The sequence below is a fragment of the Microvirga tunisiensis genome, from assembly GCF_009296175.1.
In the GTDB taxonomy this organism is placed as follows: Bacteria; Pseudomonadota; Alphaproteobacteria; order Rhizobiales; family Beijerinckiaceae; genus Microvirga; species Microvirga tunisiensis.
Genome location: NZ_VOSK01000006.1, coordinates 28,305 through 54,169 on the forward strand (window position 1 = coordinate 28,305; position 25,865 = coordinate 54,169).

General features: G+C 65.1%; 18 protein-coding genes. 13 read left to right on the top strand and 5 right to left on the bottom strand.

Annotated features, from left to right (window positions below; all coding sequences use genetic code 11):
- Window positions 1-93: 93 nt before the first annotated feature.
- A complete protein-coding gene (locus FS320_RS03845; protein WP_162002789.1) occupies window positions 94-1,704 on the bottom strand; it encodes a phosphoenolpyruvate carboxykinase in 1,611 nt (536 codons plus the stop codon).
- A 525-nt stretch (window positions 1,705-2,229) separates the two neighbouring features.
- Here FS320_RS03845 and FS320_RS03850 point away from each other — a divergent pair.
- From FS320_RS03850 to trxA, 12 genes are all read left to right on the top strand, one after another.
- Window positions 2,230-2,928: a response regulator transcription factor gene (locus FS320_RS03850; RefSeq protein WP_036354150.1), complete on the top strand. Its 699-nt coding sequence runs from the start codon at window positions 2,230-2,232 to the stop codon at window positions 2,926-2,928.
- Between the two features lie 77 nt (window positions 2,929-3,005).
- Window positions 3,006-4,859, top strand: coding sequence for a sensor histidine kinase (locus FS320_RS03855; protein ID WP_152709449.1), 1,854 nt, complete (start codon window positions 3,006-3,008; stop codon window positions 4,857-4,859).
- Window positions 4,856-5,311: an HPr kinase/phosphorylase gene (locus FS320_RS03860; RefSeq protein ID WP_152709451.1), complete on the top strand. Its 456-nt coding sequence runs from the start codon at window positions 4,856-4,858 to the stop codon at window positions 5,309-5,311. Before FS320_RS03855 ends, FS320_RS03860 begins: the two co-directional genes overlap by 4 nt.
- 88 nt (window positions 5,312-5,399) lie before the next feature.
- Window positions 5,400-5,801 carry a PTS sugar transporter subunit IIA gene (locus FS320_RS03865; RefSeq protein ID WP_036360951.1) on the top strand — a complete coding sequence of 134 codons (402 nt, stop codon included), beginning with the start codon at window positions 5,400-5,402 and terminating at the stop codon, window positions 5,799-5,801.
- 8 nt (window positions 5,802-5,809) lie between these two features.
- On the top strand, window positions 5,810-6,130 hold the full coding sequence (locus FS320_RS03870) for an HPr family phosphocarrier protein (RefSeq protein WP_152709453.1): 321 nt from the start codon (window positions 5,810-5,812) through the stop codon (window positions 6,128-6,130).
- A 105-nt stretch (window positions 6,131-6,235) separates the two neighbouring features.
- Window positions 6,236-7,636, top strand: coding sequence for an adenosylhomocysteinase (ahcY, locus tag FS320_RS03875; protein WP_152709454.1), 1,401 nt, complete (start codon window positions 6,236-6,238; stop codon window positions 7,634-7,636).
- A gap of 497 nt (window positions 7,637-8,133) precedes the next feature.
- Window positions 8,134-10,701 (top strand): sensor histidine kinase, encoded by a 2,568-nt coding sequence (locus FS320_RS03880; RefSeq protein ID WP_152709456.1) that lies wholly within the window; start codon window positions 8,134-8,136, stop codon window positions 10,699-10,701.
- Window positions 10,702-10,709: 8 nt separating this feature from the next.
- Window positions 10,710-12,296: a tRNA (adenosine(37)-N6)-threonylcarbamoyltransferase complex ATPase subunit type 1 TsaE gene (gene tsaE, locus FS320_RS03885; protein ID WP_152709464.1), complete on the top strand. Its 1,587-nt coding sequence runs from the start codon at window positions 10,710-10,712 to the stop codon at window positions 12,294-12,296.
- Between the two features lie 9 nt (window positions 12,297-12,305).
- Entirely contained in the window at window positions 12,306-13,040 is a 735-nt protein-coding gene (locus tag FS320_RS03890; RefSeq protein ID WP_152709466.1) for a nucleotidyltransferase family protein, read from the top strand.
- Window positions 13,041-13,058: 18 nt separating this feature from the next.
- Window positions 13,059-16,271, top strand: coding sequence for a double-strand break repair protein AddB (addB, locus tag FS320_RS03895; RefSeq protein WP_244626960.1), 3,213 nt, complete (start codon window positions 13,059-13,061; stop codon window positions 16,269-16,271).
- Window positions 16,268-19,702, top strand: a complete 3,435-nt coding sequence (gene addA, locus FS320_RS03900) for a double-strand break repair helicase AddA (RefSeq protein WP_152709468.1) — start codon at window positions 16,268-16,270, stop codon at window positions 19,700-19,702. Before addB ends, addA begins: the two co-directional genes overlap by 4 nt.
- Window positions 19,703-19,804: 102 nt before the next feature.
- Window positions 19,805-20,125, top strand: a complete 321-nt coding sequence (gene trxA, locus FS320_RS03905; protein WP_152709470.1) for a thioredoxin — start codon at window positions 19,805-19,807, stop codon at window positions 20,123-20,125.
- A 242-nt stretch (window positions 20,126-20,367) separates the two neighbouring features.
- Here trxA and FS320_RS03910 read toward each other — a convergent pair whose 3' ends face one another.
- The 3 genes from FS320_RS03910 to trpA form a co-directional block, all read right to left on the bottom strand.
- On the bottom strand, window positions 20,368-21,693 hold the full coding sequence (locus tag FS320_RS03910; protein ID WP_152709472.1) for a bifunctional folylpolyglutamate synthase/dihydrofolate synthase: 1,326 nt from the start codon (window positions 21,691-21,693) through the stop codon (window positions 20,368-20,370).
- 70 nt (window positions 21,694-21,763) lie between these two features.
- Window positions 21,764-22,654 carry an acetyl-CoA carboxylase, carboxyltransferase subunit beta gene (gene accD / locus FS320_RS03915; RefSeq protein WP_152709474.1) on the bottom strand — a complete coding sequence of 297 codons (891 nt, stop codon included), beginning with the start codon at window positions 22,652-22,654 and terminating at the stop codon, window positions 21,764-21,766.
- A gap of 196 nt (window positions 22,655-22,850) precedes the next feature.
- On the bottom strand, window positions 22,851-23,690 hold the full coding sequence (trpA, locus tag FS320_RS03920; protein WP_152709476.1) for a tryptophan synthase subunit alpha: 840 nt from the start codon (window positions 23,688-23,690) through the stop codon (window positions 22,851-22,853).
- Between the two features lie 166 nt (window positions 23,691-23,856).
- Between trpA and FS320_RS03925 the strand changes: the two genes are divergently transcribed.
- Window positions 23,857-24,597, top strand: a complete 741-nt coding sequence (locus FS320_RS03925; protein ID WP_152709579.1) for an AAA family ATPase — start codon at window positions 23,857-23,859, stop codon at window positions 24,595-24,597.
- Window positions 24,598-24,633: 36 nt separating this feature from the next.
- Here the strand turns inward: FS320_RS03925 and trpB are convergent, their stop codons facing one another.
- Entirely contained in the window at window positions 24,634-25,854 is a 1,221-nt protein-coding gene (trpB, locus tag FS320_RS03930) for a tryptophan synthase subunit beta (protein ID WP_162002791.1), read from the bottom strand.
- Between the last annotated feature and the right edge of the window lie 11 nt (window positions 25,855-25,865).

A 25,865-nucleotide genomic window follows, 5' to 3' on the forward strand; every position in this document is an offset into this window, starting at 1 on the left:
CGCATGGGTGGGGAGCGTCGTCGGTGGGAGACCCGAAACAAAAAAGGCGGCCCATGGGCCGCCTTTCAAAAATCTGGTGGGTGTTCTGAGAGCTTATGCGGCAATCGACGTCTGCGGCGCGGCCGAGCGGACATCCGAATCCACGTGGCCCTCGAAGCGCTTGAAGTTCTCGTTGAACATGTCGATCAGGCGCTTGGCGGTCTCGGCGAACTCCGCCTTGTTCTGCCACGTCTTCACCGGATACAGGATGTGCGGCTCGACGCCGGGCACCGAGGTCGGCACCGCGAAGCCGAAGTAAGGATCGCGGCGGAAATCGGCACGGGAGAGAGAACCGTCCAGCGCGGCCGTCAGCAGGCGGCGGGTGACGCGGATCGGCATGCGCCGGCCGACGCCGTACTTGCCGCCGGTCCAGCCGGTGTTGACGAGCCAGCAATCCACATGGTGCTTGGCGATGAGATCGCGCAGCAGGTTGCCGTACTCGGAGGGATGGCGCGGCATGAAGGGTGCGCCGAAGCAGGTGGAGAACGTCGCCTCCGGATCCTTCACGCCTTTTTCCGTGCCAGCTACCTTCGCGGTGTAGCCGGAGAGGAAGTGGTACATGGCCTCGGCCGGCGTCAGCTTCGCGATGGGAGGCAGCACGCCGAAGGCGTCGCAGGTGAGCATCACGATGTTCTTCGGAATGCCCGCGCGGCCGGTGGCGCTCGCATTGGGAATGAAGTCGAGCGGATAGGCGCAGCGCGTGTTCTCCGTCTTCGATGCGTCGTCGAAATCGGGAATGCGCGTGATCGGATCGATGGTCACGTTCTCCAGCACCGTGCCGAAGCGCTCGGTGGTGGCGAAGATTTCGGGCTCCGCCTCACGGGACAGGCGGATGGTCTTGGCGTAACAGCCGCCCTCGAAGTTGAAGACGCCATTCGGCCCCCAACCGTGCTCGTCGTCGCCGAGCAGGACGCGGTTCGGATCGGCCGAGAGCGTGGTCTTGCCGGTGCCGGAGAGGCCGAAGAAGACCGCCACGTCGCCCTTGTCGCCCACATTGGCGGAGCAATGCATGGGCATGACCTTCCGGTCGGGAAGGACATAGTTGAGATAGGTGAAGACCGACTTCTTCATCTCACCCGCATAGGACGTGCCGCCGATGAGCACGATCTTGCGCTTGAAATCACAGGCGATGACCGTCTCCGTGCGGCATCCGTGCCGGGCCGGATCGGCCTTGAAGGACGGCAGATCGATGATGGTCAGCCCGGGGACGTAATCGTTGAGCTCTCCCTGGTCCGGACGGATCAGGAGGTTGCGGATGAAGAGCGAGTGCCATGCATATTCCGTAAAGACCCGTGCCTTGACCCGGTAGGCCGGATCGGCGCCGCCATGGAGATCCTGCGCGAACAGCTCCTTGCCCTCGGCATGGGCCAGGAAGTCCTGCAGCAGGGTATCGAAATGGCCGGGGGTGATGGAGCCGTTGTTGTCCCACCAAACGGTGCTTTCCGTGGTCTCGTCGCGCACCACGAACTTGTCCTTGGGGGAACGGCCCGTATGCACGCCGGTGTCCGCCAGAAGCGCACCGCCCTGCACGAGCTTGGTCTCGCCCCGGATCAGGGACTGCTCGTAGAGCGCGGGCGCCTCGAGGTTCCAGTAGACCCGCTTGAGATTGCGGAGGCCGGAGGCCTCAGAGCCCTGTGCGCTGTTGAAGACGCCGATATTTTCCACGGAAGACTTCTCCTGATTGGCGGCCACCGCGCAGCTGGATCAGCCGCCGTCCGTTGACCGTCCCATGGGTAGGGTCAAACAATCCTGGCAAAATTTTGCCGTCTCGCTTGAACATGGAACCTTCTTTAGGTCAGCTGACGGTGCCGTCAACTCAGCTCGTTTCATCGCATTCTATTTTTCGCAGAGCCAGACCTCCATCAGTCTCAATCCTTCGAATTTGAAGGTATTTTCGGAGTTCTTTCGTATGATTGACGAGCTTTCGGTCCGGCGCCCCGGCCCCCTAACGCTACGGCACGGGATCGTTCGAGGAGCGGAGGCATTCTGTCCAATCCGTAAGGGATCCTTCATCTGCAGTTGAACAGGCGGCTCTTAGACACCACTATCAGGGCCGCCCTCTGGTCGCGGCCGGAGGGAAAACCATATTTATGCCACGAGAAAGGCGCAGTTGGGGACATTTTAGGGCCCTCTGCGTTGTCAGACGAGACGAAAAGCTGACATAATCCGTGCCAAGCTAAGGAAGAGTTCATGCCAACGATCGCCCTTGTCGATGACGATCGCAACATCCTGACCTCTGTTTCCATCGCCCTCGAAGCGGAGGGCTACCGCATTCAGACCTATACGGATGGCGCCTCGGCCCTGGACGGCCTCAAGCATGCTCCGCCGGATCTGGCGATCTTCGACATCAAGATGCCGCGCATGGACGGCATGGAGCTCCTGCGCCGCCTGAGGCAGAAGTCGGACCTGCCGGTGATCTTCCTGACCTCCAAGGACGAGGAAATCGACGAATTGTTCGGCCTCAAGATGGGCGCCGACGACTTCATCCGGAAGCCCTTCTCCCAGCGCCTGCTGGTCGAGCGCGTGAAGGCAGTCCTGCGCCGCTTCGCCCCCAAGGACCAGAGCGCCCCCAAGGAGGCCGACCCGAAGGCCCTGGAGCGCGGCCAGCTCAAGATGGACCCGGAGCGCCATGCATGCACCTGGAAGGGCGAGCCGGTCACCCTGACCGTGACGGAATTCCTGATCCTGCAGGCGCTCGCCACGCGCCCGGGGGTGGTGAAAAGCCGCAACGCCCTGATGGATGCGGCCTATGACGATCAGGTCTATGTGGACGACCGCACCATCGACAGCCACATCAAGCGCCTGCGCAAGAAGTTCAAGTCGGTTGACCAGAGTTTCGAAATGATCGAGACCCTCTACGGCGTGGGCTACCGTTTCAAGGAAGCCTGACGCGTTGGTGGCGCAAGCAACCTGGAAAGACGGCCACGACCCGATGGAATGCACCGGATCGTGCTTGAACGAGTGGCATGAAGGCTGACCCCATCCACGCCGAGGCGGCGTTCGACGATCCGCCCGCTCCACAGGGCGCTCTGGCGCGGCTGAAGCATTTCGGCCGCATGATCGTGCAGCGCGCTTCGTCGAGCCTGACGCGCCGGATCGTCGTGCTCAACCTGGCCGGCCTCGTGGCCCTGCTCGTCGGCTTTCTCTACCTCAACCAGTTCCGCGAAGGACTGATCGAAGCCCGGGTGCAGAGCCTTCTCACGCAGGGCGAGATCATCGCAGGCGCGATCGCGAGTTCCGCGACGGTCGAGACCAACACCATCACGATCGATCCGGACCAGCTCCTGCAGATGCAGGCGGGGGAGACGGAGCGGTTCACCGACGAGGCCTTCTCGTCGCTCGAATTCTCCATCAATCCCGAACGCGTCGCACCCCTGCTGCGCCGGCTGGTGACACCGACCAAGACCCGCGCCCGCATCTTCGACCGGGAAGGCATGCTGCTGCTCGATTCCAGGTCGTTCTATTCCCGTGGCGACATCCTGCGCATGGACCTGCCGCCGGTTGCCAATGTCGAGGATACGACGAGCTTCATCGAACGCACCTGGAACAGCATCCGCAAGATGTTCCGGCGCACCAGACGCCCCGTGCAGGAAGAGGCCGGTCCCGCCAACGGCAAGTCCCTGCCCGAGGTGCAGCAGGCTTTTTCCGGCCAGCAATCGAGCGTGGTGCGCGTCAACAACCGTGGCGAGACCATCGTCTCGGTGGCCGTGCCGATCCAGCGCTTCCGCACGGTGCAGGGGGCGCTCCTGCTCTCGACCCAGGAAGGCGACATCGACGCGATCATCGCGTCCGAACGTTTCGCCCTGCTCCAGGTCTTCCTGGTGGCAGCCGTGGTCATGATCGTCCTGTCGCTCTTTCTGGCCGGCGCCATCGCGGGCCCTGTCCGGCGGCTGGCGGAGGCGGCGGAGCGGGTACGCTGGGGCACGAAATCCCGCCAGGAAATCCCCGATTTCACCACCCGTTCCGATGAGATCGGCCATCTCTCGGGCGCCCTGCGGGACATGACCAAGGCGCTCTACAACCGCATCGATGCCATCGAAAGCTTCGCGGCCGACGTGGCGCACGAGTTGAAGAATCCGCTGACCTCGCTGCGCAGTGCGGTGGAGACCCTGCCGCTCGCCCGCAACGACGATTCCAGGCAACGGCTCCTGTCGATCATCCAGCATGACGTGAAGCGCCTCGACCGCCTGATCAGCGACATCTCGGACGCCTCGCGCCTCGATGCGGAGCTCGCTCGCGCCGATGCGGAGCCGGTGGACATGGTGCGCCTTCTCGATGCGGTGGTGTCGGTTGCCAACGAGCGTCGCCAGGAGCATGACCCGCTCATCACGCTCAGCATCGACAGGCAGGCCCAGGGCCGCGACGCCTTCCTGGTCCTCGGCCATGACAGCCGCCTGGGCCAGATCTTCAACAACCTGATCGACAACGCGCGCTCCTTCTCGCCGCCCGACGAGACCGTGAAAGTCTCCATGCGCCGCCGCAAGAACCAGGTCGAGATCCTCGTCGAGGACAGCGGGCCCGGCATTGAGCCCGATGCCCTCGACCGGATCTTCGAGCGCTTCTACACGGACCGGCCCGAGCAGGGCTTCGGCCAGAATTCGGGCCTCGGCCTGTCCATCTCCCGCCAGATCATCGAGGCTCATCGCGGCACGATCCGTGCCGAGAACCGGCTCGGCCCTCCCGATGAGGACGGGGAGCCGACCCGGCTCGGCGCCCGCTTCGTCATCCGCCTGCCGATTGAGGGAGCGAAGGCCAAGAAGGAGCAGGAGAAGAAGGACAAGGACAAAGCCAGGCGCGAAGCCGGGAAGAAAGCATCTTGAACGCGCATGAGACCATCCATGCCGGCTGCGTGCTCATCGGCGAGGCGGGGCTCCTGATCCGGGGTGCATCGGGATCCGGCAAGTCGGCCCTCGCCCGCGAGGTGGTGTCGCTGGCTCTCGGGACCGGGCGCTTCGGAAGGCTGGTCAGCGACGATCGGACCCGCCTCGAGGCGCATCACGGCCGCCTTCTGGCGCGACCGGTGGAGCCTCTCGGCGGCAGCATCGAGGTCTTCGGTCTCGGCATCGTCCGGCGGCCCTTCGAAGCCGCTGCCGTCGTCCGTCTGGTGCTCGATCTTTCCGATGCCCCGGCCCGCTATCCGGAGGAGCAGGACAGGCACGTCGTCCTCTGCGGCGTCATGATCCCTCGCATCCGGATGCAAGCCGGGGCAATCTCAGCGGATGTCGCCCTGGGCTGCCTGAGTGGTGTTTGCGACACGATAGTGACACTGTGATGAACTTTTCCTCTCAATGCTCTTGCGCTTGGCTTCGCGGTGCACAAAATAGCGGCTCCGCTCTCGGAGCGCTCGGACTTGTAACATTATGATTGGAATGGTGCTCGTCACCCACGGGCAGCTCGCGACCGAATTCAAAGCGGCGCTCGAGCATGTCGTGGGGCCTCAAGAGCAGCTTGAAACGATCACGATCGGCCCAGACGATGACATGGAGACACGGCGCAAGGACATCATGGCCGCCGTGTGCCGGGTCAATTCGGGACAGGGGGTCGTGGTTCTGACGGACATGTTCGGCGGTACGCCTTCGAACCTGGCCCTGTCCTGCATGAATGGCGGCTCCGTCGAGGTGGTCGCCGGCATCAATCTGCCCATGCTCATCAAGCTGGCCTCCGTGAGGGACGAGGAGCCCCTGTCCGACGCCGTCTCTCACGCCCAGGAGGCGGGGCGCAAATACATCAATATCGCCTCGCGCGTTCTCTCCGGAAAGTAACCGTCATCATGGACCGGCCCCTCGATCAGGACTGCCCGCCTGCCGTTGTGCCCGATGGAGCCGAGGTCCGGGAACTTCCCATCATCAATCGCCGGGGCCTGCACGCCCGCGCCTCGGCCAAGTTCGTCCAAACGGTCGAGCGCTTCAATTCCGATGTCACGGTGACCCGCTGCGGCGAGACCGTGGGCGGACGCTCGATCATGGGTCTCCTGACCCTGGCGGCCGCGCAGGGCACCTCGATCACCGTCACGGCCAAGGGCGAAGATGCCGCCCTCTGCCTCCAGGCCATCGATGACCTCCTCGCCAACAGGTTCGGTGAAGACGAGTAATCGAAACAAACATATAAAGACATCTTTATATCTTGATTGCCTCTCCCGGCGAGCTCTGATAGAGACAGCGCCAATTCAACCGAACAGGTGCAAAGAGAGGCCATCATGGCGCAGGATTACATTGTCAAAGACATCAGCCTTGCCGATTTCGGCCGCAAGGAGATCTCGATCGCCGAGACCGAGATGCCGGGCCTGATGGCCGTCCGTGCGGAATACGGCCCGAAGCAGCCCCTGAAGGGCGCCCGGATCGCCGGCTCGCTCCACATGACGATCCAGACCGCAGTGCTGATCGAGACCCTGAAGGCTCTCGGCGCCGACATCCGCTGGGTCTCCTGCAACATCTACTCCACCCAGGACCATGCCGCCGCCGCCATCGCGGCTGCCGGCATTCCGGTCTTCGCCTATAAGGGCGAATCGCTGACGGAGTACTGGGACTACACCGCCAAGCTGTTCGACTGGCACGGCGGCGGCGTACCGAACATGATCCTCGACGACGGCGGCGACGCCACCATGCTCGTCCATCTCGGCCTACGCGCCGAGCAGGGCGACGTCGCCTTCCTCGACAAGCCCGGCGCAGAGGAAGAGGAAGTCCTCTTCGCGCTCATCAAGCGTCTGCTCAAGGAAAAGCCGAAGGGCTGGTTCGCGGAAGTCGCCCGGTCCATCAAGGGCGTGTCGGAAGAGACCACCACGGGCGTGCACCGCCTTTACATCATGGCCAAGGAGGGCAAGCTCCTCTTCCCGGCGATCAACGTCAACGACTCGGTCACCAAGTCGAAGTTCGACAACCTCTACGGCTGCCGTGAATCGCTCGTCGACGGCATCCGCCGCGGCACGGACGTGATGATGGCCGGCAAGGTCGCCATGGTGGCGGGCTTCGGCGACGTGGGCAAGGGCTCTGCCGCCTCGCTGCGTCAGGCCGGCTGCCGCGTGCTCGTGTCGGAAGTCGACCCGATCTGCGCGCTCCAGGCCGCCATGGAAGGCTATGAGGTCACGACGATGGAGGACGCTGCTTCTCGCGCCGACATCTTCGTCACCGCCACCGGCAACAAGGACGTCATCACGCTCGACCACATGCGGGCGATGAAGGATCGGGCGATCGTCTGCAACATCGGCCACTTCGACAACGAGATCCAGGTCGCGGGCCTCAAGAACCTCAAGTGGAACAACATCAAGCCGCAGGTCGACGAGATCGAGTTCCCCGACGGACACCGCATCATCCTGCTCTCGGAAGGCCGCCTCGTGAACCTCGGCAACGCCATGGGTCACCCGTCCTTCGTGATGTCGGCTTCGTTCACCAACCAGACGCTCGCCCAGATCGAGCTCTGGAACGATGCCGGCAAGTACGAGAAGAAGGTCTACACCCTGCCGAAGCACCTGGACGAGAAGGTCGCCGCGCTGCACCTCGAAAAGATCGGAGTGAAGCTCACCAAGCTGCGTCCCGACCAGGCGTCCTATATCGGCGTCTCCGAGAAGGGACCGTTCAAGCCGGATCACTACCGCTACTGATCGGCCATCCGATTATCGAGCATCGAAAGCCCGGCTTCGGCCGGGCTTTTTCATTTGTTCGCCAGCTTGGGCGCCGGACCCGAAAGTGGGCCCACTTTCGGGATCCATCCGGTGCTTCATTTCCCAAGGCATCGCTCGTTGTGGGCGGAAAACCGGATCTGCTTTTCGCTGCCGCGGACCGCCGGTTCCGCACGATGCGCCCGCGAATCGAACAGAATGTCGCACCGGCATGTGTGTGTCACAAATGCAATATGGTTCGACGAATTGCACACAGGTTCTCCAAAGGAAGTTTAAGCCGGTGTTAACCCCCTTTCTGGCGGAGTCGGGGGTAGTCTAGAGTGAACACGAATCGACCGGCTGTGCTGTGGCTTCGAACCTGCGCCGGCAGTTCCGTTCATGCGTAGACGGTTGACCTCTGTAGCGTCGGAAAGCGCGACCGGGGATCGATCCAACTTGGCCTGATCGTCAGGCCGCCAACACAGGAAGGGCCGCACGGCATGGCCGGGCATTGGGAACGTCACGATGGCAGCAACGACGGGAGAGTTCCCATCGTCGGCTCCGCCCGTGTACCCCTGTCCCTGATGCTCCTGACGGGCACCTCCCAGGCCGCCCTCGCCAACGACCTGCTGCTCCCCATCGCGGAAGGGGCCTCGGACCTCCTCGGCTTCCTTCACAGCTTCGACCTGCACAATGCCGCCTATTTCGGCCTCTTCATGGGCCTCGTCGCCTTCTCGACCACCACCGCCCTGCTGCTGATGCACGAGCGCAAGCGCGCCGCCCGGATGGAACGGCGTCTGCGAAACGAGCTCGATGCCTTGCGGGGCGCGGACGATCTCGCGGCCCTTCTCATGGGCTCGGAGCGCCAGCTCCTCGTGAGCTGGCACGGCCGGGACGGAGAACCGCGCTTCCAGGGCGATCCCACCATCCTCGGCGAGAACGCGCCGGCCCAGCGCGCCCTGGCCTTCGGCACCTGGCTCGCGCCGGCCGACGCCGGTGCCGTCGAGGGCGCTCTTGAACAGCTCAAGCAGCGCGGACAGGCCTTCCGCCTGACCGCCCGCTGCATCGGCAGCCGCTTCGTCGACGTGGAAGGCCGCACCATCGGCGGACGGGCGATCCTGCGCCTGCGGGACGTGACCGGCGACCGGGCCGAACTCATGAAGGCTCAAGGCCAGCTGTCGGTCGCACGAAGCGACCTGCGTTCGATGACGATGCTGCTCGACGACGTCGCCTATCCGCTCTGGATCCGCGATACGGACGACAAGCTGCTCTGGGCAAACCAAGCCTATCTCCGCTCCGTCGAGGCCAAGGGTCTCGATGACGCCATCGCCCGATCCCTCGAGCTCCTGAGCGCGCCGACCCGGGACGAAGCCCGTCGCCAGCGCCGGTCCGGCGTTACCTTCTCGGGCCGCGTCACGGCCGTGGTCGCAGGCCATCGCGCGGTGCTCGAGGTGATCGAACGCCCGACCGCCGGCGGCAGCGCAGGCATCGCGGTGGACGTGTCGGAACTGGAGGCAGTCCGCACCGACCTGCAGCGCCAGATGGATGCCCATGTGCGCACCCTCGATCAGTTGCCCACCGCGGTGGCGATCTTCGATGGATCGCAGAATCTCATCTTCAGCAACGCCGCCTATCAACGCCTCTGGGGCCTCGATCCGACCTTTCTCGTCTCGCGCCCCACCGACAGCGAGGTGCTCGACAAGTTGCGCGCCGGCCGCAAGCTTCCTGAGCAGGCGGATTTCCGCGCCTGGAAAACCGATTTTCTGCAGGGCTACCATTCTGTCGAGCAGCAGGAGACCTGGTGGCACCTGCCCGATCGGCGAACCCTGCGCGTCGTCATCAACCCCAATCCGCAGGGCGGCGTGACTTACCTCTTCGACGATGTGAGCGAGCGGTTCGAACTGGCCTCGCAGGTCCATTCGCTCACCCGCGTGCAGAGCGAGACCCTCGACACCCTGAAGGAAGGCGTTGCCGTGTTCGGTTCCGACGGACGCCTCAAGCTGCACAACCGCGCCTTCGCCGACATGTGGAACCTGTCGTCGGAGATGACCGCTCAAAACCCGCACATCGACACGATCATCAAGGCCTGCCGTCTTCTGGCATCGCAAGACGAGCCGTGGATCGACATTCGCGGCGCGGTGGCGGGACTTGCCGACATGCGCATGGGTCTTTCGTGCCGCATCGAGCGTCATGACGGCACGGCGCTCGACTGCACCGCGCAGCCTCTGCCCGACGGCGCGACGCTTCTGAGCTTCACCGATGTCACTGCGAGCGTGAACGTGGAGCGTGCGCTCACCGAGCGCAACGATGCGCTGGAGCGCGCGTCGCGGCTGCGCGACGAATTCGTGCATCACGTGTCCTACGAGCTGCGCTCTCCGCTCACCAACATCATCGGCTTCACGCAATTGCTCGGCGACGAGACCGTGGGCGCGCTCAATCCGCGCCAGCGCGATTATGCCGATCACATCATGCGCTCCTCGGCGGCACTGCTTGCGATCCTCAACGACATTCTCGATCTCGCCTCCATCGACACCGGTTCGCTGGAGCTGACGCCGGAGATCGTCGACATCCGCTCCACCATCGAGGCCGCCATGCGCGGGTTGGAGGATCGGCTTGCCGAGTCCTCGCTCAATCTCGTCATCGACACTCCGGACGACATCGGCACCTTCGTGGCCGATGGGAAGCGCGTGCGCCAGATCCTGTTCAACCTGCTCTCCAATGCGGTCGGATTCTCATCGCCCGGCCAGACCATCCGGGTCTCGGCGCGCAAGCGCGGCGGCGAGGTGATCTTCGACGTGAAGGATCAGGGCCGCGGCATTCCGCCCGAGATCAAGGCACGCATCTTCGAGCGGTTCGAGAGCCATACCCTCGGAACGCGCCACCGCGGCGTGGGCTTGGGCTTGTCCATCGTGCGCTCCTTCGTGGAACTGCATGGCGGGCGCATCGAGATATCGTCCGCACCGGGCGTCGGCACTACGGTCACGTGCGTCTTCCCCAATGACCGGCACGAGACGCCGTCCGATGGCCGATCCGCGCAATCTGCGCTAACTCCAATCGCAGCCGAGTAGGAACAGCGATGGTGAATGGACTGGCCCTCATGCCCGAGCAGGACCTTTTGCAAGCCGCATGGATTGTGACGCTCCCCGACCACGAGTCGACTGAGCGCTTTGCGAGGATTTTGGCGGAAGAGCTCAAGCCCGGCGATCTCGTCACCCTCTCGGGCGGTCTCGGCGCCGGCAAGACGACGCTTGCCCGCGCCCTGGTGCGGTTGCTCGCCGGCGATCCGGAGCTCGAGGTTCCAAGCCCCACCTTCACCCTGATGCAGATCTATGACGGCCCGCGCTGTCCCATCGTTCATGCGGATTTCTATCGCCTCTCCGGCGGCTACGAGCTGGTGGAGCTGGGCTGGGACGAAATGACGGAGAACGCCATCGCGCTCGTCGAGTGGCCTGAGCGCGCCGAGGAAGCGCTCAAGCCCGAGCACCTCGACATCCGCCTCGATTTCGCCCCTGGCAGCCAGGGCAGGGGGCGGCTTGCCATGCTCACCGGAACCGGCGCCTTCGCCTCCCGGCTCCAGCGCATGAAGGCCTACCGGAGCCTGGTCGAGCGCTGCGGCTGGGCCGATGCCTCACGCCATCCCATGACGGGCGACGCCTCGGTGATCCGTTCCTACGAGCGCCTCGTGAAGCCCTCGGGCGAAACCGCGCTCCTGATGATCTCCCCGCCACGCCCGGTCGGACCCGCCGTGCGGCGTGGCAAGCCCTACACGACCATCGCGAAGCTCGCCGAGACGGTCCATGCTTTTGTGGCCATGGACAAGGGCCTGCGCGCGCTCGGCTTCAGCGCGCCCTACATCTACGGCGAGGACCTGGAGGCAGGCCTCCTCCTCATCGAGGACCTCGGCTCCGAGCCCTTCACAGACAAGAACAGCCCGATCCCCGAGCGCTATGCGGAGGCGACGCGGCTTCTGGCGCAGCTCCACGGTCAGACCCTGCCGCAGGTCTTGCCCGTGGCCGGGGGGATCGATCACCCGATCCCGCCCTACGATCTCGAGGCGCTTCTAATCGAGGTGGAGCTTCTGCTCGACTGGTACGTGCCGCACATCATCGGCACGCAGCTCTCGGGCTCGGCGCGGGCCGAGTTCGTCAATCTGTGGACCGAGACTCTGGGCGAGGTTCTCTCCACCCCGGCTTCCTGGACCCTGCGCGACTACCACTCGCCCAACCTGATCTGGCTCCCCGAGCGCGAAGGCCTGCAGCGGGTGGGAATGATCGATTTCCAGGATGCGGTGCTGGGCTCGCCGGCCTATGACGTCGCGTCCCTCTTGCAGGATGCGCGCGTGACCGTGCCGCCGGAGCTCGAACTGAAGCTCATCGGCCATTATGCCCGCGAGCGGAAGGCCGCCGATCGTGCCTTCGACGTCTCGGCCTTCGCCCGCGCCTACGCCATCATGGCGGGCCAGCGCGCCACCAAGATCCTCGGCATCTTCGCCCGCCTCGACCGGCGCGACGGCAAGCCGCACTACCTCAAGCATCTGCCGCGGATCGAAGCCTACCTCATCCGCAACCTCGCCCATCCGGCCCTGGGGAAACTCAAGGTCTGGTATGAAAACTATCTGCCGAGGCTCATTCCGCATGCGGATGAAGCCCCTCCCGAATCCTGAGCCATCTCCTTGTCCCAGACCTCCCCGCGCGCGCCGCATAAAGCCATCGTCCTCGCTGCAGGCTTAGGCAAGCGCATGCTGCCGATCACGGCCTCCATGCCGAAGCCCCTCGTGAAGGTGGCCGGCCAGAGCCTCGTCGACTTCGCCCTCGACAGGCTGCACGAGGCGGGCATCGCGACCGTGGTGGTGAACGTGCACCACTTCGCCGACATGCTCGAAGCGCATTTGCGCACCCGGGTCCTGCCCCGCATCATCATCTCGGACGAGCGCGGCGCGCTGCTGGAGACTGGCGGCGGCGTGAAGAAGGCGTTGCCGCTTCTGGGAGACGAGCCGTTCATCACCTTCAATTCCGATTCGCTCTGGATCGAGGGAAAAGAGCCGAATCTGAAGCGCCTCGTGAAGGCCTGGGACCCGGAGCGGATGGATATCCTGATGCTCGTGGCCCCGTTATCCACAAGCATTGGATTCGAAGGCCGCGGCGATTTTCACATGGAGGAAAGCGGTCGTCTTAGCCGCCGCGGAACGGATGACAGCGCTCCTTTCGCCTACGCGGGCGTCGCCATCGTGAAGCCGGAACTCGTTCACGGCACCCCGGACGGAGCGTTTTCGGCCAATGCCTTCTACGACCGTGCCATCGCGAAGGAACGCCTCTACGGCTTGTGCATGGAGGGGCAATGGCTGCATGTTGGGGAGCCCCAGGCCATCGCCGAGGCCGAAAAGTGCCTTGCCGCCAGCAAGCGATGAGGTTTTGTGGTGTCGAGCATGACCCGGAAAAGTGGGAACCGGCTTTCCGACCAGGTCATGCATGATTCAAAGACTTTGCCGCACGTCTTTTCGATCCCTCCGGGCTGCGCCTTCCTGCCGACCCTGGTGGATGCGCTTCTCGACGGCCGCCTTGTCGGCCCCCTGCCCGACGATCCCGCCGCTCTTGCCGACATCACGATCTATGTTCCCAACCGCCGTGCCACCCGCGCGCTGATCGCGCTGCTCGCCGAGCGCAGTTCGGGCAAGGCACAGCTCCTGCCGCGCATCGTGCCCTTGGGCGAAACCGACGAGGCCGAGTTCGAGTTGACGGGTCTGGAAGGCACGCCGCTGCAGGACGCCGCGAGCCTCAAGCCCCCGATCCCGCCCCTGGAGCGCCGCCTCATCCTGACGCGTCTCGTGCAGCGCTGGTCGGCGGAAGTGGACCGCGCCCTGCTGCAGCTCGGCCCCGAGGTGCCCTTCATGGTGCCGGCCTCGCCCGCCGACGCGGTGAACCTCGCGGGCGATCTCGAGACCCTGATGGATGCCTTCACCACGGAAGGCATCGACTGGCATGCCCTCGAACTGGCGGTGGATGCGGATTATTCGAAATATTTCGAGATCACCCGCCACTTCGTGCAGATCGCGAGCGAGAACTGGCCCAAAATCCTCGCCGAGCGTCAGGCGAGCGATCCCGCGCAGCGGCGCAATGCACTGCTCGAAGCCGAGGCGCGGCGCCTCACCCGCGAGCGGCCGGAGCATCCCATCATCGTCGCGGGCTCGACCGGGTCCGTGCCCGCCACCGCGAACCTCATGGGCGTCATCGCGCGCCTGCCCAAAGGCGCCATCGTGCTGCCCGGCCTCGACACGGATCTCGACGAGGAGAGCTGGTCCACCATCGGCGGCATCGGCGACGACGAGACCGATCCGGTGCATGGACACCCGCAGGCCTCGCTCCGCCGCCTCCTCGACAGGCATCTGCGCGTCCCGCGCGCCGACGTCACCGTTCTCGGCGACGTGTCGAAAGCTGCGAAAGCCCGCAACCACCTGCTCTCCGAAGCCCTGCGCCCGGCTGATACCACGGATCGCTGGTCGCTGATCGCGCCCGAGGATCGCGCCGCCTTGAGCCGCAGCGGTTGCGAGGGCCTCGCCATCATCGAGGCGATGGACGAGCGCGAGGAGGCTCTCGCCATCGCGATCTCCTTACGCGAAACCATCGCGCATCCACATAAGACCGCAGCCCTCGTCACGCCGGACCGTGCACTCGCCGTACGCGTGACGGCGGAGCTCGCGCGCTGGGGTTTGAGCGTCGAGGATTCAGCGGGCATTCCCCTGTCCGACACGCCAGCGGGACGCCTCGCGCGTCTGGCTGCGGAAGCCGCCGCGGACGATTTGCGGCCCGTGCGGCTGCTGGCTCTGCTCGCCCATCCGCTGGTGCGCCTCGGCTTGCCCCGCGAAACGGTCGAACATGCGGCGAGCGTGCTCGAGATCGGTGTGCTGCGTGGGCCCGCTCCGGCACTCGGCATCGAGGGCATGCGCGCGGCGCTGGCCAGCCGCCGCGCCGGGAACGATCACCGCACGCCACGTCCACGCAAGCGCCTGACGGAAGCCGAGTGGGACCTCGCCGACGAATTGCTGCAGCGTCTCGGAGTGGCGTTCAATGCCTTCACGCCGGCCATTCACGGCGAGGGCAAGCTCGATCTCATGTCCCTGGTGGAGGATCATCGCCGCACCGTGGAGGCCCTGTGGACGGCAGCGGACGATGAGGAGATCGAGGATACGGATTCATCCCGCGAGGCGCTCGCCGCGCTCTTCGACGATCTCGAACATTCCGACATCCGCGCGGAGGAAGGGCATCCGCTCCGAGGCCGTTTCGTCGATTATCCGACCTTCTTCACGGCGCTCGCCAAGCAGCGGTCCTTGAGCCCCTCGCCCCGCGCCACGCATCGCCGCCTGAAAATCCTGGGCCTTCTCGAAGCGCGCCTTCTCTCCGTCGACCGCGTGGTGCTCGGCGGATTGGACGAGGGCACATGGCCCCCGCGCACCGTGACGGATGCGTTCCTCAACCGGCCCATGCGGACGCGCGTCGGGCTGATGCCGCCGGAGCGGCGCATCGGTCAGACGGCGCACGATTTCGTGCAGGCCCTGGGCACCCACGACGTGGTGATCACCCGCGCGCACAAACGCGACGGCTCGCCCATGGTGCCCTCACGCTTCCTGCAGCGCCTCAAGGCCTTCACCGGCAAGGATGTGTGGGAGCGAATGACGAAGGCCGGCGATGATTACCGCCGCCTCGCGCGTACCCTCGACACGCCGGAGCCCGCGCCTCCCCTGCCGCGCCCGCGGCCGAAACCCGATCCGGCACTCTTCCCCCGCTCCTTGAGCGTCACGGAGATCGAGACGCTGGTACGAGATCCCTATTCGATCTTCGCGCGTCACATCCTCAAGCTCGACGCGCTCGATGCGATTGCGGTCACGCCGAGCGCGGCCGAGCGCGGCACGATCATTCATGACGTGGTCGGACAATTCGCCGAGAGATATCCGAAGATCATCCCCGCTCACGCGCTGGAGGAGCTGCTCGCACTCGGCACGGATGCGTTTGCCGACATCGCCGAGACTTATCCCGAGCTCTATGCGGAATGGTGGCCGCGCTTTACACGGCTCGCCACTGCATTCGTAGGCTGGGAGCAAGAACGCCGCCCGGACCTCATCGAGGTCTATGCCGAACGCTCGGGCCGATTGTCGATCCCGCTGCCGGACGGCACGATCTTCAACTTGCGCGCCCGAGCCGACCGCATCGAGCACCGCCGTGACGGCGGTTTCACCATAGTCGATTTCAAGACCGGCCAACCGCCCGGCGTGCGCGAGGTCTATGCCGGCTTTTCGCCGCAGCTCACGTTAGAGGCCATGATGCTGATGAAAGGCGCCTTCAAGGGCCTGCCCATGGCGAAGGAAACGCCGGACCTGATCTACGTGCATACGACTGGCGGACGCACACCTATCGACCCACGAGAGATTAAGCCAACGGGCAAGGAAACACGGAGTGTTGCGGACATCGTCGAAGAGCACCGCCGCCGGTTCGAGGGCATGATCGTGCGCTACGCCAAGGGCGAAGCGGCTTACCTCTCGCGGCCCTTCCCGAAATATGCGCGCCGCTTTTCGGAATACGATCATCTGGCGCGCGTGAAGGAATGGTCGTTGGCAAGTGCGGGCGGCCGAGAGGGATCCGAATGAGCGCCGATCTCGTCATTCCGGAATACACCAAGGACGCGCAGCGCCGCGCAGCCAACCCACGGGCTTCCGCCTGGGTGTCGGCCAATGCGGGCGCGGGCAAGACCAAGGTTCTGACGGATCGCGTCGTGCGCCTTCTGCTCGCTGGCTCGCTGCCGGGCCGCATCCTGTGCCTGACCTTCACCAAGGCGGCCGCCGCCAACATGGCGATCCGCGTTTTCGAGCGTCTCGGCCGCTGGGTGACCCTGGACGAGGAAAGCCTCGTCAAGGAACTGACGGAGTTGGAGGGCGAGACGCCGACGCGTCGTCAGGTGAAGCTCGCGCGGACGCTCTTTGCCCGCGCGGTGGAAACGCCGGGCGGTCTCAAGATCGACACGATCCACGCCTTCTGCGAGCGACTTCTGCACCTCGTGCCGTTCGAGGCCAATGTGCCGGCGCGCTTTGCCGTGCTCGACGAGAGCCAGACCGACGAGATGCTGGCGCAGGCGACATCCAATGTGATGGCCGATGCAGCGAGCGGCAACTATCCGGAACTCGCCGATGCGCTCGATATCATCAGCGTCGATGCAGTGGGCGATGCGCTCGCCTCCGCCATCAATGCGGCGTTGAAATGCAAGACGTTCCTGCACGATCCGACACGTCCCGCACGGCTTCGCCAGGAACTCGGCCTAGCACCGGGCGACACTCTCGAGTCCATCGAGACCACGATGCTGGAAGGCGGCATCGGGCCGGAACAATGGCCTGCCATCGCACAGGAGCTTCTGGCTGGCAAAGCAACCGATCAGAAGCGGGCGGCCTCTCTTATTGCGACTGCCGAAGCCAAGAATATTTCTGAGAAGCTGGAAATCTATCTCTCGGTCTTTCTCACGGATAGCGGCACGCCGCGCAAGGGCTCGGCCTTCCTAACAAAAGACGTCAGCGAGAGCCTGAAAGACGCGTTGCTGCGCGAGCAGGAGCGGGTATGCTCGCTGATCGACAGGCGCAAGGCCGTGCGCGCCGCCGAGCGCACCGATGCGCTGTTTACGCTTGCGGCCGAAATCCACGCTCGCGTCGAGCAGGCGAAGATGCGCCTCGGCGCGCTCGACTTCCAGGATCTCATCGACAAGACCCTGGCGCTGCTCTCGCGCGGAGACACCGCCTGGGTGCTCTACAAGCTCGATCGCGGCATCGATCATGTGCTCATCGACGAGGCGCAGGACACGAACCCCGAGCAATGGGAGATCCTGCGCAAGATCACCGAGGATTTCACCGCGGGCGCGGGCGCGGCGGGCGGGCGCGTGCGCACGCTCTTTGCGGTCGGTGATCCCAAGCAGTCGATCTACGGCTTTCAAGGAGCCGCCCCGCAGGAATTCGAGACGACGCGCCGGAGCTGGTCGCAGAAGGTCAAGCAAGCGGAGCTCCATTTCGAGGACGTGTCGCTCACCATGTCGTTCCGCTCGGCCAAGGCCGTACTGTCGGCGGTCGACGCCACCTTCGCGGTCGACCGGAACTTCAAGGGCCTCTCGTTCGAGGACAAGGCGGTCGGCACCGTGCATGAAAGCGCACGTCCCCATGCACCGGGTCTGGTGGAGATGTGGCCCCTCGAGACGCCCGCTCAAGAGGAAGAGCCCGAGGCCTGGGTGCTGCCCATCGACGAACCCGAGCAGCAATCGCCGCCCGTCGTCGTCGCGCGGCGCATCGCGCAGGCGGTGAAGTGCTGGACCACCAAGGGCGACGAGATGGGCCGCGTGTGGACGGCCGGCGACGTGCTCGTGCTGGTGCGAAAGCGCGGCGCTGCCTTCGAGGCGGTGATCCGCGCCCTGAAGGAAGCGGGCGTGCCGGTGGCAGGCGCGGACCGCCTCAACATCGGCGAGCACATCGCCGTGCTCGATCTCGTGGCGGCGGGACGTGCGGCGCTACTGCCGGACGATGACCTGACTCTCGCGACCGCGCTGAAATCGCCCCTCGTCGGGCTCACCGACGACGATCTCATCCGCATCGCCGCCGACCGCCCCGAGGGGGAATCGCTCCACGCCGCCATGACGCGCCATGCGGAAGCAGGTGACGCGAAGGCGAAGCGCGGATGCGAGGCGCTCGCTGCATGGCGCGCGCTCGCGCGCATCCACGGCCCCTTCGGATTCTTCGCCACCCTGCTCGGTCCGCGCGGCGGACGCTCGCTGCTCGTCGCGCGGTTGGGCAGCGAAGCGGGCGATGCCATCGATGCTTTCCTGTGCTTCGCGCATCAATCGGAGATGACGGAGACGCCCTCGCTCACCGTCTTCCTCAACCGGTTCGAATCCGCCTCCCACACCATCAAGCGCGACCTCGATTCCGTGAACAACGAAGTGCGCGTCATGACCGTGCACGGGGCGAAGGGCCTGGAAGCCCCCATCGTGGTGCTCATCGATGGCTGCGAGGTGTTGGGCCGTGATCCGCCGCTGCTGCCATTGCAGTCGGCAGGCGGCGACAGGATTCCCGTCTGGTCGCCGGGCAAGAATTCCGATTCGAGCGCGATGACGCAGGCGCGCGACCTCCTGCACGCCAAGGGCTACGAGGAGCACAACCGCCTGCTCTACGTCGCCATGACCCGCGCCAAGGACCGGCTGGTGATCGCGCCTTACCGGATGACCGGCAACGAGACCCGGCAGGAAGCCTGGTGCGAGATGATCCGTCATGGGCTCGTCGCCAAGGCGGGAGGCCTGGAACTCGACGAAGCGCCCTATGGCCCGATCTCCGTCTGGCGCGACGGCTCGCCGCTTGCGCGCACGCTCGCGGCCGAATCCGATGTCCAGCCGCTCGATCCCATCGCCGTGCCGGATTGGCTGACGACGGCGGTGCTGCCGGAGCCCGAGCCCCTGCCCCCGATCCGCCCCTCCAGCGCGCTGGGCGCCGCCGATCGCATGACGCGTCCCGGCGATGGCCCCTACGCGCCCGAGGCCCGATTGCGCGGCACCCTGGTCCATGCCCTGCTGGAACGTCTGCCGAGTCTGGCGCCGGAGCACCGGGAGAGCATGGCGCGCTCCTACATCAAGGCGCGCGCGCCGCGCCTCACCCCCGACTTGCGGGAATCGATCCTGGCCAGCGCCCTCAACGTCCTCGACCATCCCGACCTGAAGCCCCTGTTCGGCGAAAGCTCACGGGCCGAGGCGCCCATCGCCGGGCGCGTGCGGACGGCGATGGGCGAGATCATGGTGTCCGGCCAGATCGACCGACTGGCCGTGCTCGAACACGAAGTGCTGGTTGCCGATTTCAAGACGACCGCACGTCCCCCCAAAGCCGGTCAGCCGCCGCCGCAATCCTACGTGGCGCAGCTTGCCCTCTACCGGACGCTGCTGGCCGAGATCTATCCGGACAGGCGCATCCGCACCTTCCTGATCTGGACCTCCGGTCCCGTGATCCACGAACTTCTGGAACCCGACCTGGAATCGGCACTTACCCTCATCAAAGCGGCGTGAGCGAAAGCGCGCTTGCTTGATTCAATCGAGCCGGGTTCTTACCTTGGCCCTATAGCCGAGCGGCTCGGGATATGAGTCGCGTTCAAAGTCAAAGGTGATCTGATGGCAACCGTAAAGGTGACCGACTCAAGCTTCGCGCAGGATGTCCTGCAATCCTCCGAGCCCGTCGTGGTCGATTTCTGGGCCGAGTGGTGCGGACCCTGCCGCATGATCGGCCCGGCCCTGGAAGAGATTTCCGATGAGATGGCCGGCAAGGTGAAGATCGTCAAGCTCAACGTGGACGAGAACCCGCAGATCTCCTCCCAGCTCGGCATCCGCTCGATCCCGGCGCTGATGATGTTCAAGGACGGCAAGGTCGTCGCCCAGAAGGTCGGCGCCGCCCCCAAGGGCGAGCTGTCCCGCTGGATCCAGGCTTCGGCATAAGTTCGTTCCCGTTTTTGAAGAGATGCGAAGGGGCCGAAAGGCCCCTTTTCTTTTGCGTGGGTCATCTCCGGCCTGCACCGCGGAACCCAGGATCGCCAGACGAGAATGCGGGAACGCCATCCGTCATAGGGCCGTCCCCGGACTTGATCCGGGGATCGGTCCCGGCCATCCCGATCATGGAACGCGCAGCCCTTCAACCTGTCGAGATCACCGGTACAGGGCCGATGATGATGATGGGAGAGCTACTCCGGCAAAGTCCCGTTCGCCGCCAGGACCTCGCCGGCGAGATAAAGCGAGCCGCAGATCAGCACGCGGGGCGGGCGGTCCCAGACATAGTTGTGGAGCGCGGCGAGCGCCGACTCGACGCTGGAAGCAATCGAGGTCGTGAGCCCGACGCTTGCCGCAAGGGTTGCGACTTCCTCGGCGGGGCGCGCCGCGATCTGGCCCGAGATCGGCACCGCAATCACCTCGCGGGCGAGACCGGAGAAATTTTTGAAGAAGGCCTGGGAATCCTTCGTGCCGAGCATGCCCGCGATGAGCACGAGGGGCGCATCCGAGCGCTCGCTCTGATCGGCCATGGCGGCAGCGAGAACCCGGCCGCCATCCTGGTTGTGGCCGCCGTCGAGCCAAAGCTCGCAGCCCTGCGGGGCGATTTCCGGCAGGCGGCCCCGGTTGAGCCGCTGGAGGCGGCCCGGCCATTCGGCGCGGGTGAGGCCCGCCTCGAAAGCCGAGGTCTCGAACTGCTCGAAGCCGGCCGCGCGCAAGGCCGCGATGGCCGTGCCGGCATTCGTGAATTGATGCCGCCCGATGAGCTTGGGACGCGGCAGGTCGAGAAGGCCCTTCTCGTCCTGGTAGACCAGGCGCCCTCCCTCCTCGTGCACGGAGAAATCCTGCTGGCCGACGAGGAGCGGCAAGGCACCGATGCGCTCCGCCTCGTCGCGCAGGGTCTGGTCGGCTTCCAAATAATCCTGCGGGGCGATGATGGCGGGGCAGCCGCGCTTGAAGATGCCCGCCTTCTCCTTGGCGATGGCCTCCAGCGTCGTGCCGAGATATTCCGCGTGGTCGTGGCCGATGGGCGTGGCGACGGCGGCGGCCGGCCTGTCGATGACGTTGGTGGCGTCGAAGCGGCCGCCGAGGCCGACCTCGAGCAGGAGAACGTCGGCAGGCTCCTCCGAGAAGATCAGCAGCGCCGCCGCGGTCGTGATCTCAAACACGGTGATGGGCTCGCCCGCATTCACCGCCTCGCAGCGGCGGAAGGCTTCGACGAGCCTCTCCTCGCTCACATAGCGCCCGCCCCCGAACCGCCCGAGCCGAATACGCTCGTGGAATCGCACGAGATGGGGCGAGGTGTAGACGTGGACGGCGAGCCCCGCGCTTTCCAGGATCGCCCGCATGAAGGCGATGGTCGAGCCCTTGCCGTTGGTGCCGGCCACATGGATCACCAGCGGCAGGCGGCGCTCCGGATAGCCGAGCTGGCCCAGAAGCCGCTGGATGCGCCCGAGCGAGAGATCGATGGTCTTCGGGTGCAGGGCGAGAAAGCGCGCGATCAGCGCATCGGAGGATTCCATCGCCCTGCTCCAAGCATGATCCGAAAAGGTGGAAACCGGTTTTTCAGCACGATCATGCGACAACAAAAAGTTACTCGGCGGCAACCGCAATGGCTGTCGTCTCCGGCGCAGAAGTCGGCGCCTTGGTGAAGAGGCGCGACAGGCGCGCGACGGTCGGTTTCAGGTCGTGCCGGTGCACGACCGCGTCCACCATGCCGTGCTCCTTCAGGTATTCGGCGCGCTGGAAACCGTCGGGCAGCTTCTCGCGGATGGTCTGCTCGATCACGCGCGGGCCGGCAAAGCCGATGAGCGCACCGGGCTCGGCGAGATGCACGTCGCCGAGCATGGCGTAGGACGCCGTCACTCCGCCCGTGGTCGGATTGGTGAGCACAACGATGTAAGGGAGCTTGGCATCGCGCAGGCGGCGGATCGCCACCGTGGTGCGCGGCATCTGCATGAGGGAGAGGATGCCCTCCTGCATGCGCGCGCCGCCGGAGCCGGCGAAGAGCACGAAAGGCGTCTTCTTGTCGAGCGCGGTCTCGGCCCCCCTGATGAAGGCCTCGCCCGCGGCCATGCCGAGGGAGCCGCCCATGAAGCCGAAATCCTGCACGGCGATGGTCATCGGCAGGTCCTCGACCCGGCCGAAGCCGACCTTGAACGCGTCCTGCTGGCCGGTCTTGGTGCGGGCGTCCTTCAGGCGGTCGATATACTTCTTCTCGTCGCGGAACTTGAGCGGATCGACCGGCACTTCCGGCACGGCCACGTCGAGCCAGGTGGCGCCGTCGAACATGAGCTGCAGGCGCTGGGTGGCGGAGATGCGCATGTGGTGGTTGGAACCAGGGATCACCCACTGGTTCGCCTCCACGTCCTTGTGGAACACGACCTGCCCCGTCTCCGGGCACTTGATCCAGAGATTGTCCGGCGTCTCGCGCTTGAAGAGCGTCTTGATCTTCGGACGGACGACTTCGGAAATCCAGTTCATCGCTTACCCTTTTCTGTCAGCACCCCGGAAGCCCTGCCCTCGTCCTGAGGAGCGAGCGTGCTCGCGTCCCGAAGGATCAGGGCGCCTCCAGTGCTCTCTGGATCCTCCTTCGAGACGCCGCTTCGCGGCTCCTCAGGATGAGGCAGAGCGTTATGACCCAGTCTCCTCGGCATGAGAGGAGACCTTGCCTTATGTATTAGGCCGCGGCGCGTTTTGCCACCGAGCGCACGCCGTCGCTCAATTCCTTCACCAGCTTCGTGACCGCCTCAATGGTGCCTGCCGTTGCGCGATCCTGGCCATCGAGAGTGTTTTTCAGCGCATCGATGAGGGCCGAGCCCACCACCACGCCGTCGGCGCCCTCGGCCACCGCCGCCGCATGGGCGCCGCTCTTGACGCCGAAGCCCACCACCACCGGCAGGGGCGTGTGGCGCTTGATCCGCTCCACGGCCGTGGCGACCTTGCCGAAATCCGGGGTCGCAGCGCCGGTGATGCCGGTGATCGAGACGTAATAGACGAAGCCCGCCGTGTTCGCGAGCACCGCCGGCAGGCGCTTGTCGTCGGTCGTCGGCGTGGCCAGTCGGATGAAGGCAAGGCCGGCCTTCAGCGCCGGCAGGCACAGCTCGTCGTCCTCTTCCGGCGGCAGATCGACGACGATCAGGCCGTCGATGCCGGCCTCCTTGGCGTCCTTGAGGAAGCGGTCGACGCCGTAGACGAAGATGGGATTGAAATAGCCCATGAGAATCACGGGCGTGTCCGCATCCTCGGCCCGGAAGCGGCGGATGAGATCGAGGGTCTTGACCGTATCCTGGCCCACCTTCAGGGCACGCAGGCCCGCCGCCTGGATCGCCGGCCCGTCGGCCATCGGATCGGTGAAGGGCAGCCCGAACTCGACGATGTCGGCACCCGCCTTGGGCAGGCTCGTGAGGATCTGGAGCGAGGTCTCGGGATCCGGATCGCCGGCCATCACATAGGTGACGAGCGCGGCGCGGCCTTCCGCGCGGCACTTTTGGAAACGGGCTTCGATGCGTTGGGTCATGGGCGGGTCTTTAGCATGGGATTTCCGAGATGTGGACAGAGATATCGCATTTCCGCGAAGCCGCATGTAATAGAGTTTTCAGACCGCGCGGCAAGGCAAGGCTCACCCTTCGTGACGCGGGATCTCCGGGAGTCGGCTGTTGGCGAGAACCACCCAGATGACCAAGATGCGAGCGCCCTATCTCAAGAGGGTATGGCTCGATGAGACCCGGGTCCCCGACAGGAATGGCTATCCCTTTTGCCTGCCGATTTTCAACCGGGACGAGTTCTCGCTGGAGTTCGACAGCCCCATCACCATTATCGTGGGCGAGAACGGCGTCGGCAAATCGACCATCCTGGAGGGGATAGCCGCCCTGGCCGGCTACGATGAAGCCGGCGGCGGGAAAGGATACATGCCCGTCGATCACTCCCGCGCCGTGGAGGCGATGGGCGGGGAACTGAGCAAGGCTTTACGCGCGAGCTGGCTCCCAAAGATCACGAAAGGCTGGTTTTTCAGGGCCGAGAGCTTCTTCTCCGTCTCCCGCTACCTCGACCAGGCTGCCGTGGATACCGGGGAGGTTCCGCCGGATTTTCTCTCGCATTCCCATGGGGAGGGATTTCTGCGCTTCTTCGAGGAGCGTTGCAGGCACCAGGGCCTCTACATCTTCGACGAGCCCGAATCGGCCCTGTCGCCATCGCGGCAGGTGGAATTCCTCAAGCTGCTGCGCCGGATGGATGAGGCAGGTTTCAGCCAGGTCATCATGGCGACGCACTCGCCCATGCTGATGGCCTACCCTGGCGCAAGGCTGCTCGGGTTGACGAAATATGGGTTGGAACCGATCAAGCTGGAGGAGACACAGCACTTCCGGCTGTTGCGGGAGTTCTGCCTCGATCCCGAGCTTTTCATCCACATGATGCTGGGCGATTGAAAGGGCCAGCCCCCATGGCCCTTTCAAAGCGATGCCTCAAACGATCTGGTTGCCCAGATGCTCGGCGATCTGGAACAGGTCCTTGTCGCCCCGGCCGCTGATATTGACCACCATCAGGTGATCCCTGGGCTTTTGCGGGGCCAGTTCCATCACCTTGGCGAGCGCATGGCTCGGCTCGAGCGCGGGCAGGATGCCTTCGAGCCGCGAGCAGAGCTGGAAAGCCTCCAGCGCCTCCTCGTCGGTGGCGGAGATGTACGTCACCCGGCCCATTTCGTGCAGCCAGGCGTGCTCCGGGCCGATGCCGGGATAGTCGAGGCCGGCCGAGATGGAATGCGCGTCCGCAATCTGCCCGTCCTGGTTCATGAGCAGATAGGTGCGGTTGCCGTGGAGCACGCCGGGGCGGCCGCCCGTCAGCGACGCAGCATGGAGGCCCGACAGGCCATGGCCCGCCGCCTCGACGCCGTAGATCTCCACGTCCTTGTCGTCGAGGAACGGGTGGAACAGGCCGATGGCGTTGGAACCGCCGCCGATGCAGGCGACGAGCGAATCCGGCAGGCGGCCTTCCGCCTGCATCATCTGCTCGCGGGTCTCGGTGCCGATCACGCACTGGAAGTCGCGCACCATGGCCGGATAGGGATGCGGACCCGCCACCGTGCCGATGCAGTAGAAGGTGTCGGAGACATTGGTGACCCAGTCGCGCAGGGCCTCGTTCATGGCGTCCTTGAGGGTCCGGGTGCCGGACTGCACCGGCACGACCTTGGCGCCGAGCATGTTCATGCGGAACACGTTGGGCTTCTGCCGCTCCACGTCGACGGCCCCCATATAGACCACGCAGTCGAGGTCGAAGCGCGCGCAGAGCGTCGCGGTGGCCACACCGTGCTGGCCCGCGCCTGTCTCGGCGATGATGCGCTTCTTGCCCATGCGGCGGGCGAGAAGGATCTGGCCCAGCACGTTGTTCACCTTGTGCGCGCCGGTATGGTTCAGCTCTTCGCGCTTGAAGTAGATTTTCGCTCCACCGAGATGTTCGGTCATGCGCTCTGCGAAATAGAGCGGGCTTGGACGGCCGATATAATGCGTGGAGAAATACGCCATGTCGGCATGGAAGGCCGGATCGTTCCTCGCCTCCTCGTAGGCCTTTTCCAGCTCGAGGATGTTCGGCATCAGGGTCTCGGCGACAAAGCGGCCGCCGAACTGGCCGAAATGCCCGCGCTCGTCGGGACCGGTGCGGAAGGAGTTGGGTTGGGCTTGAGCTGACACGGCCTGTCCTG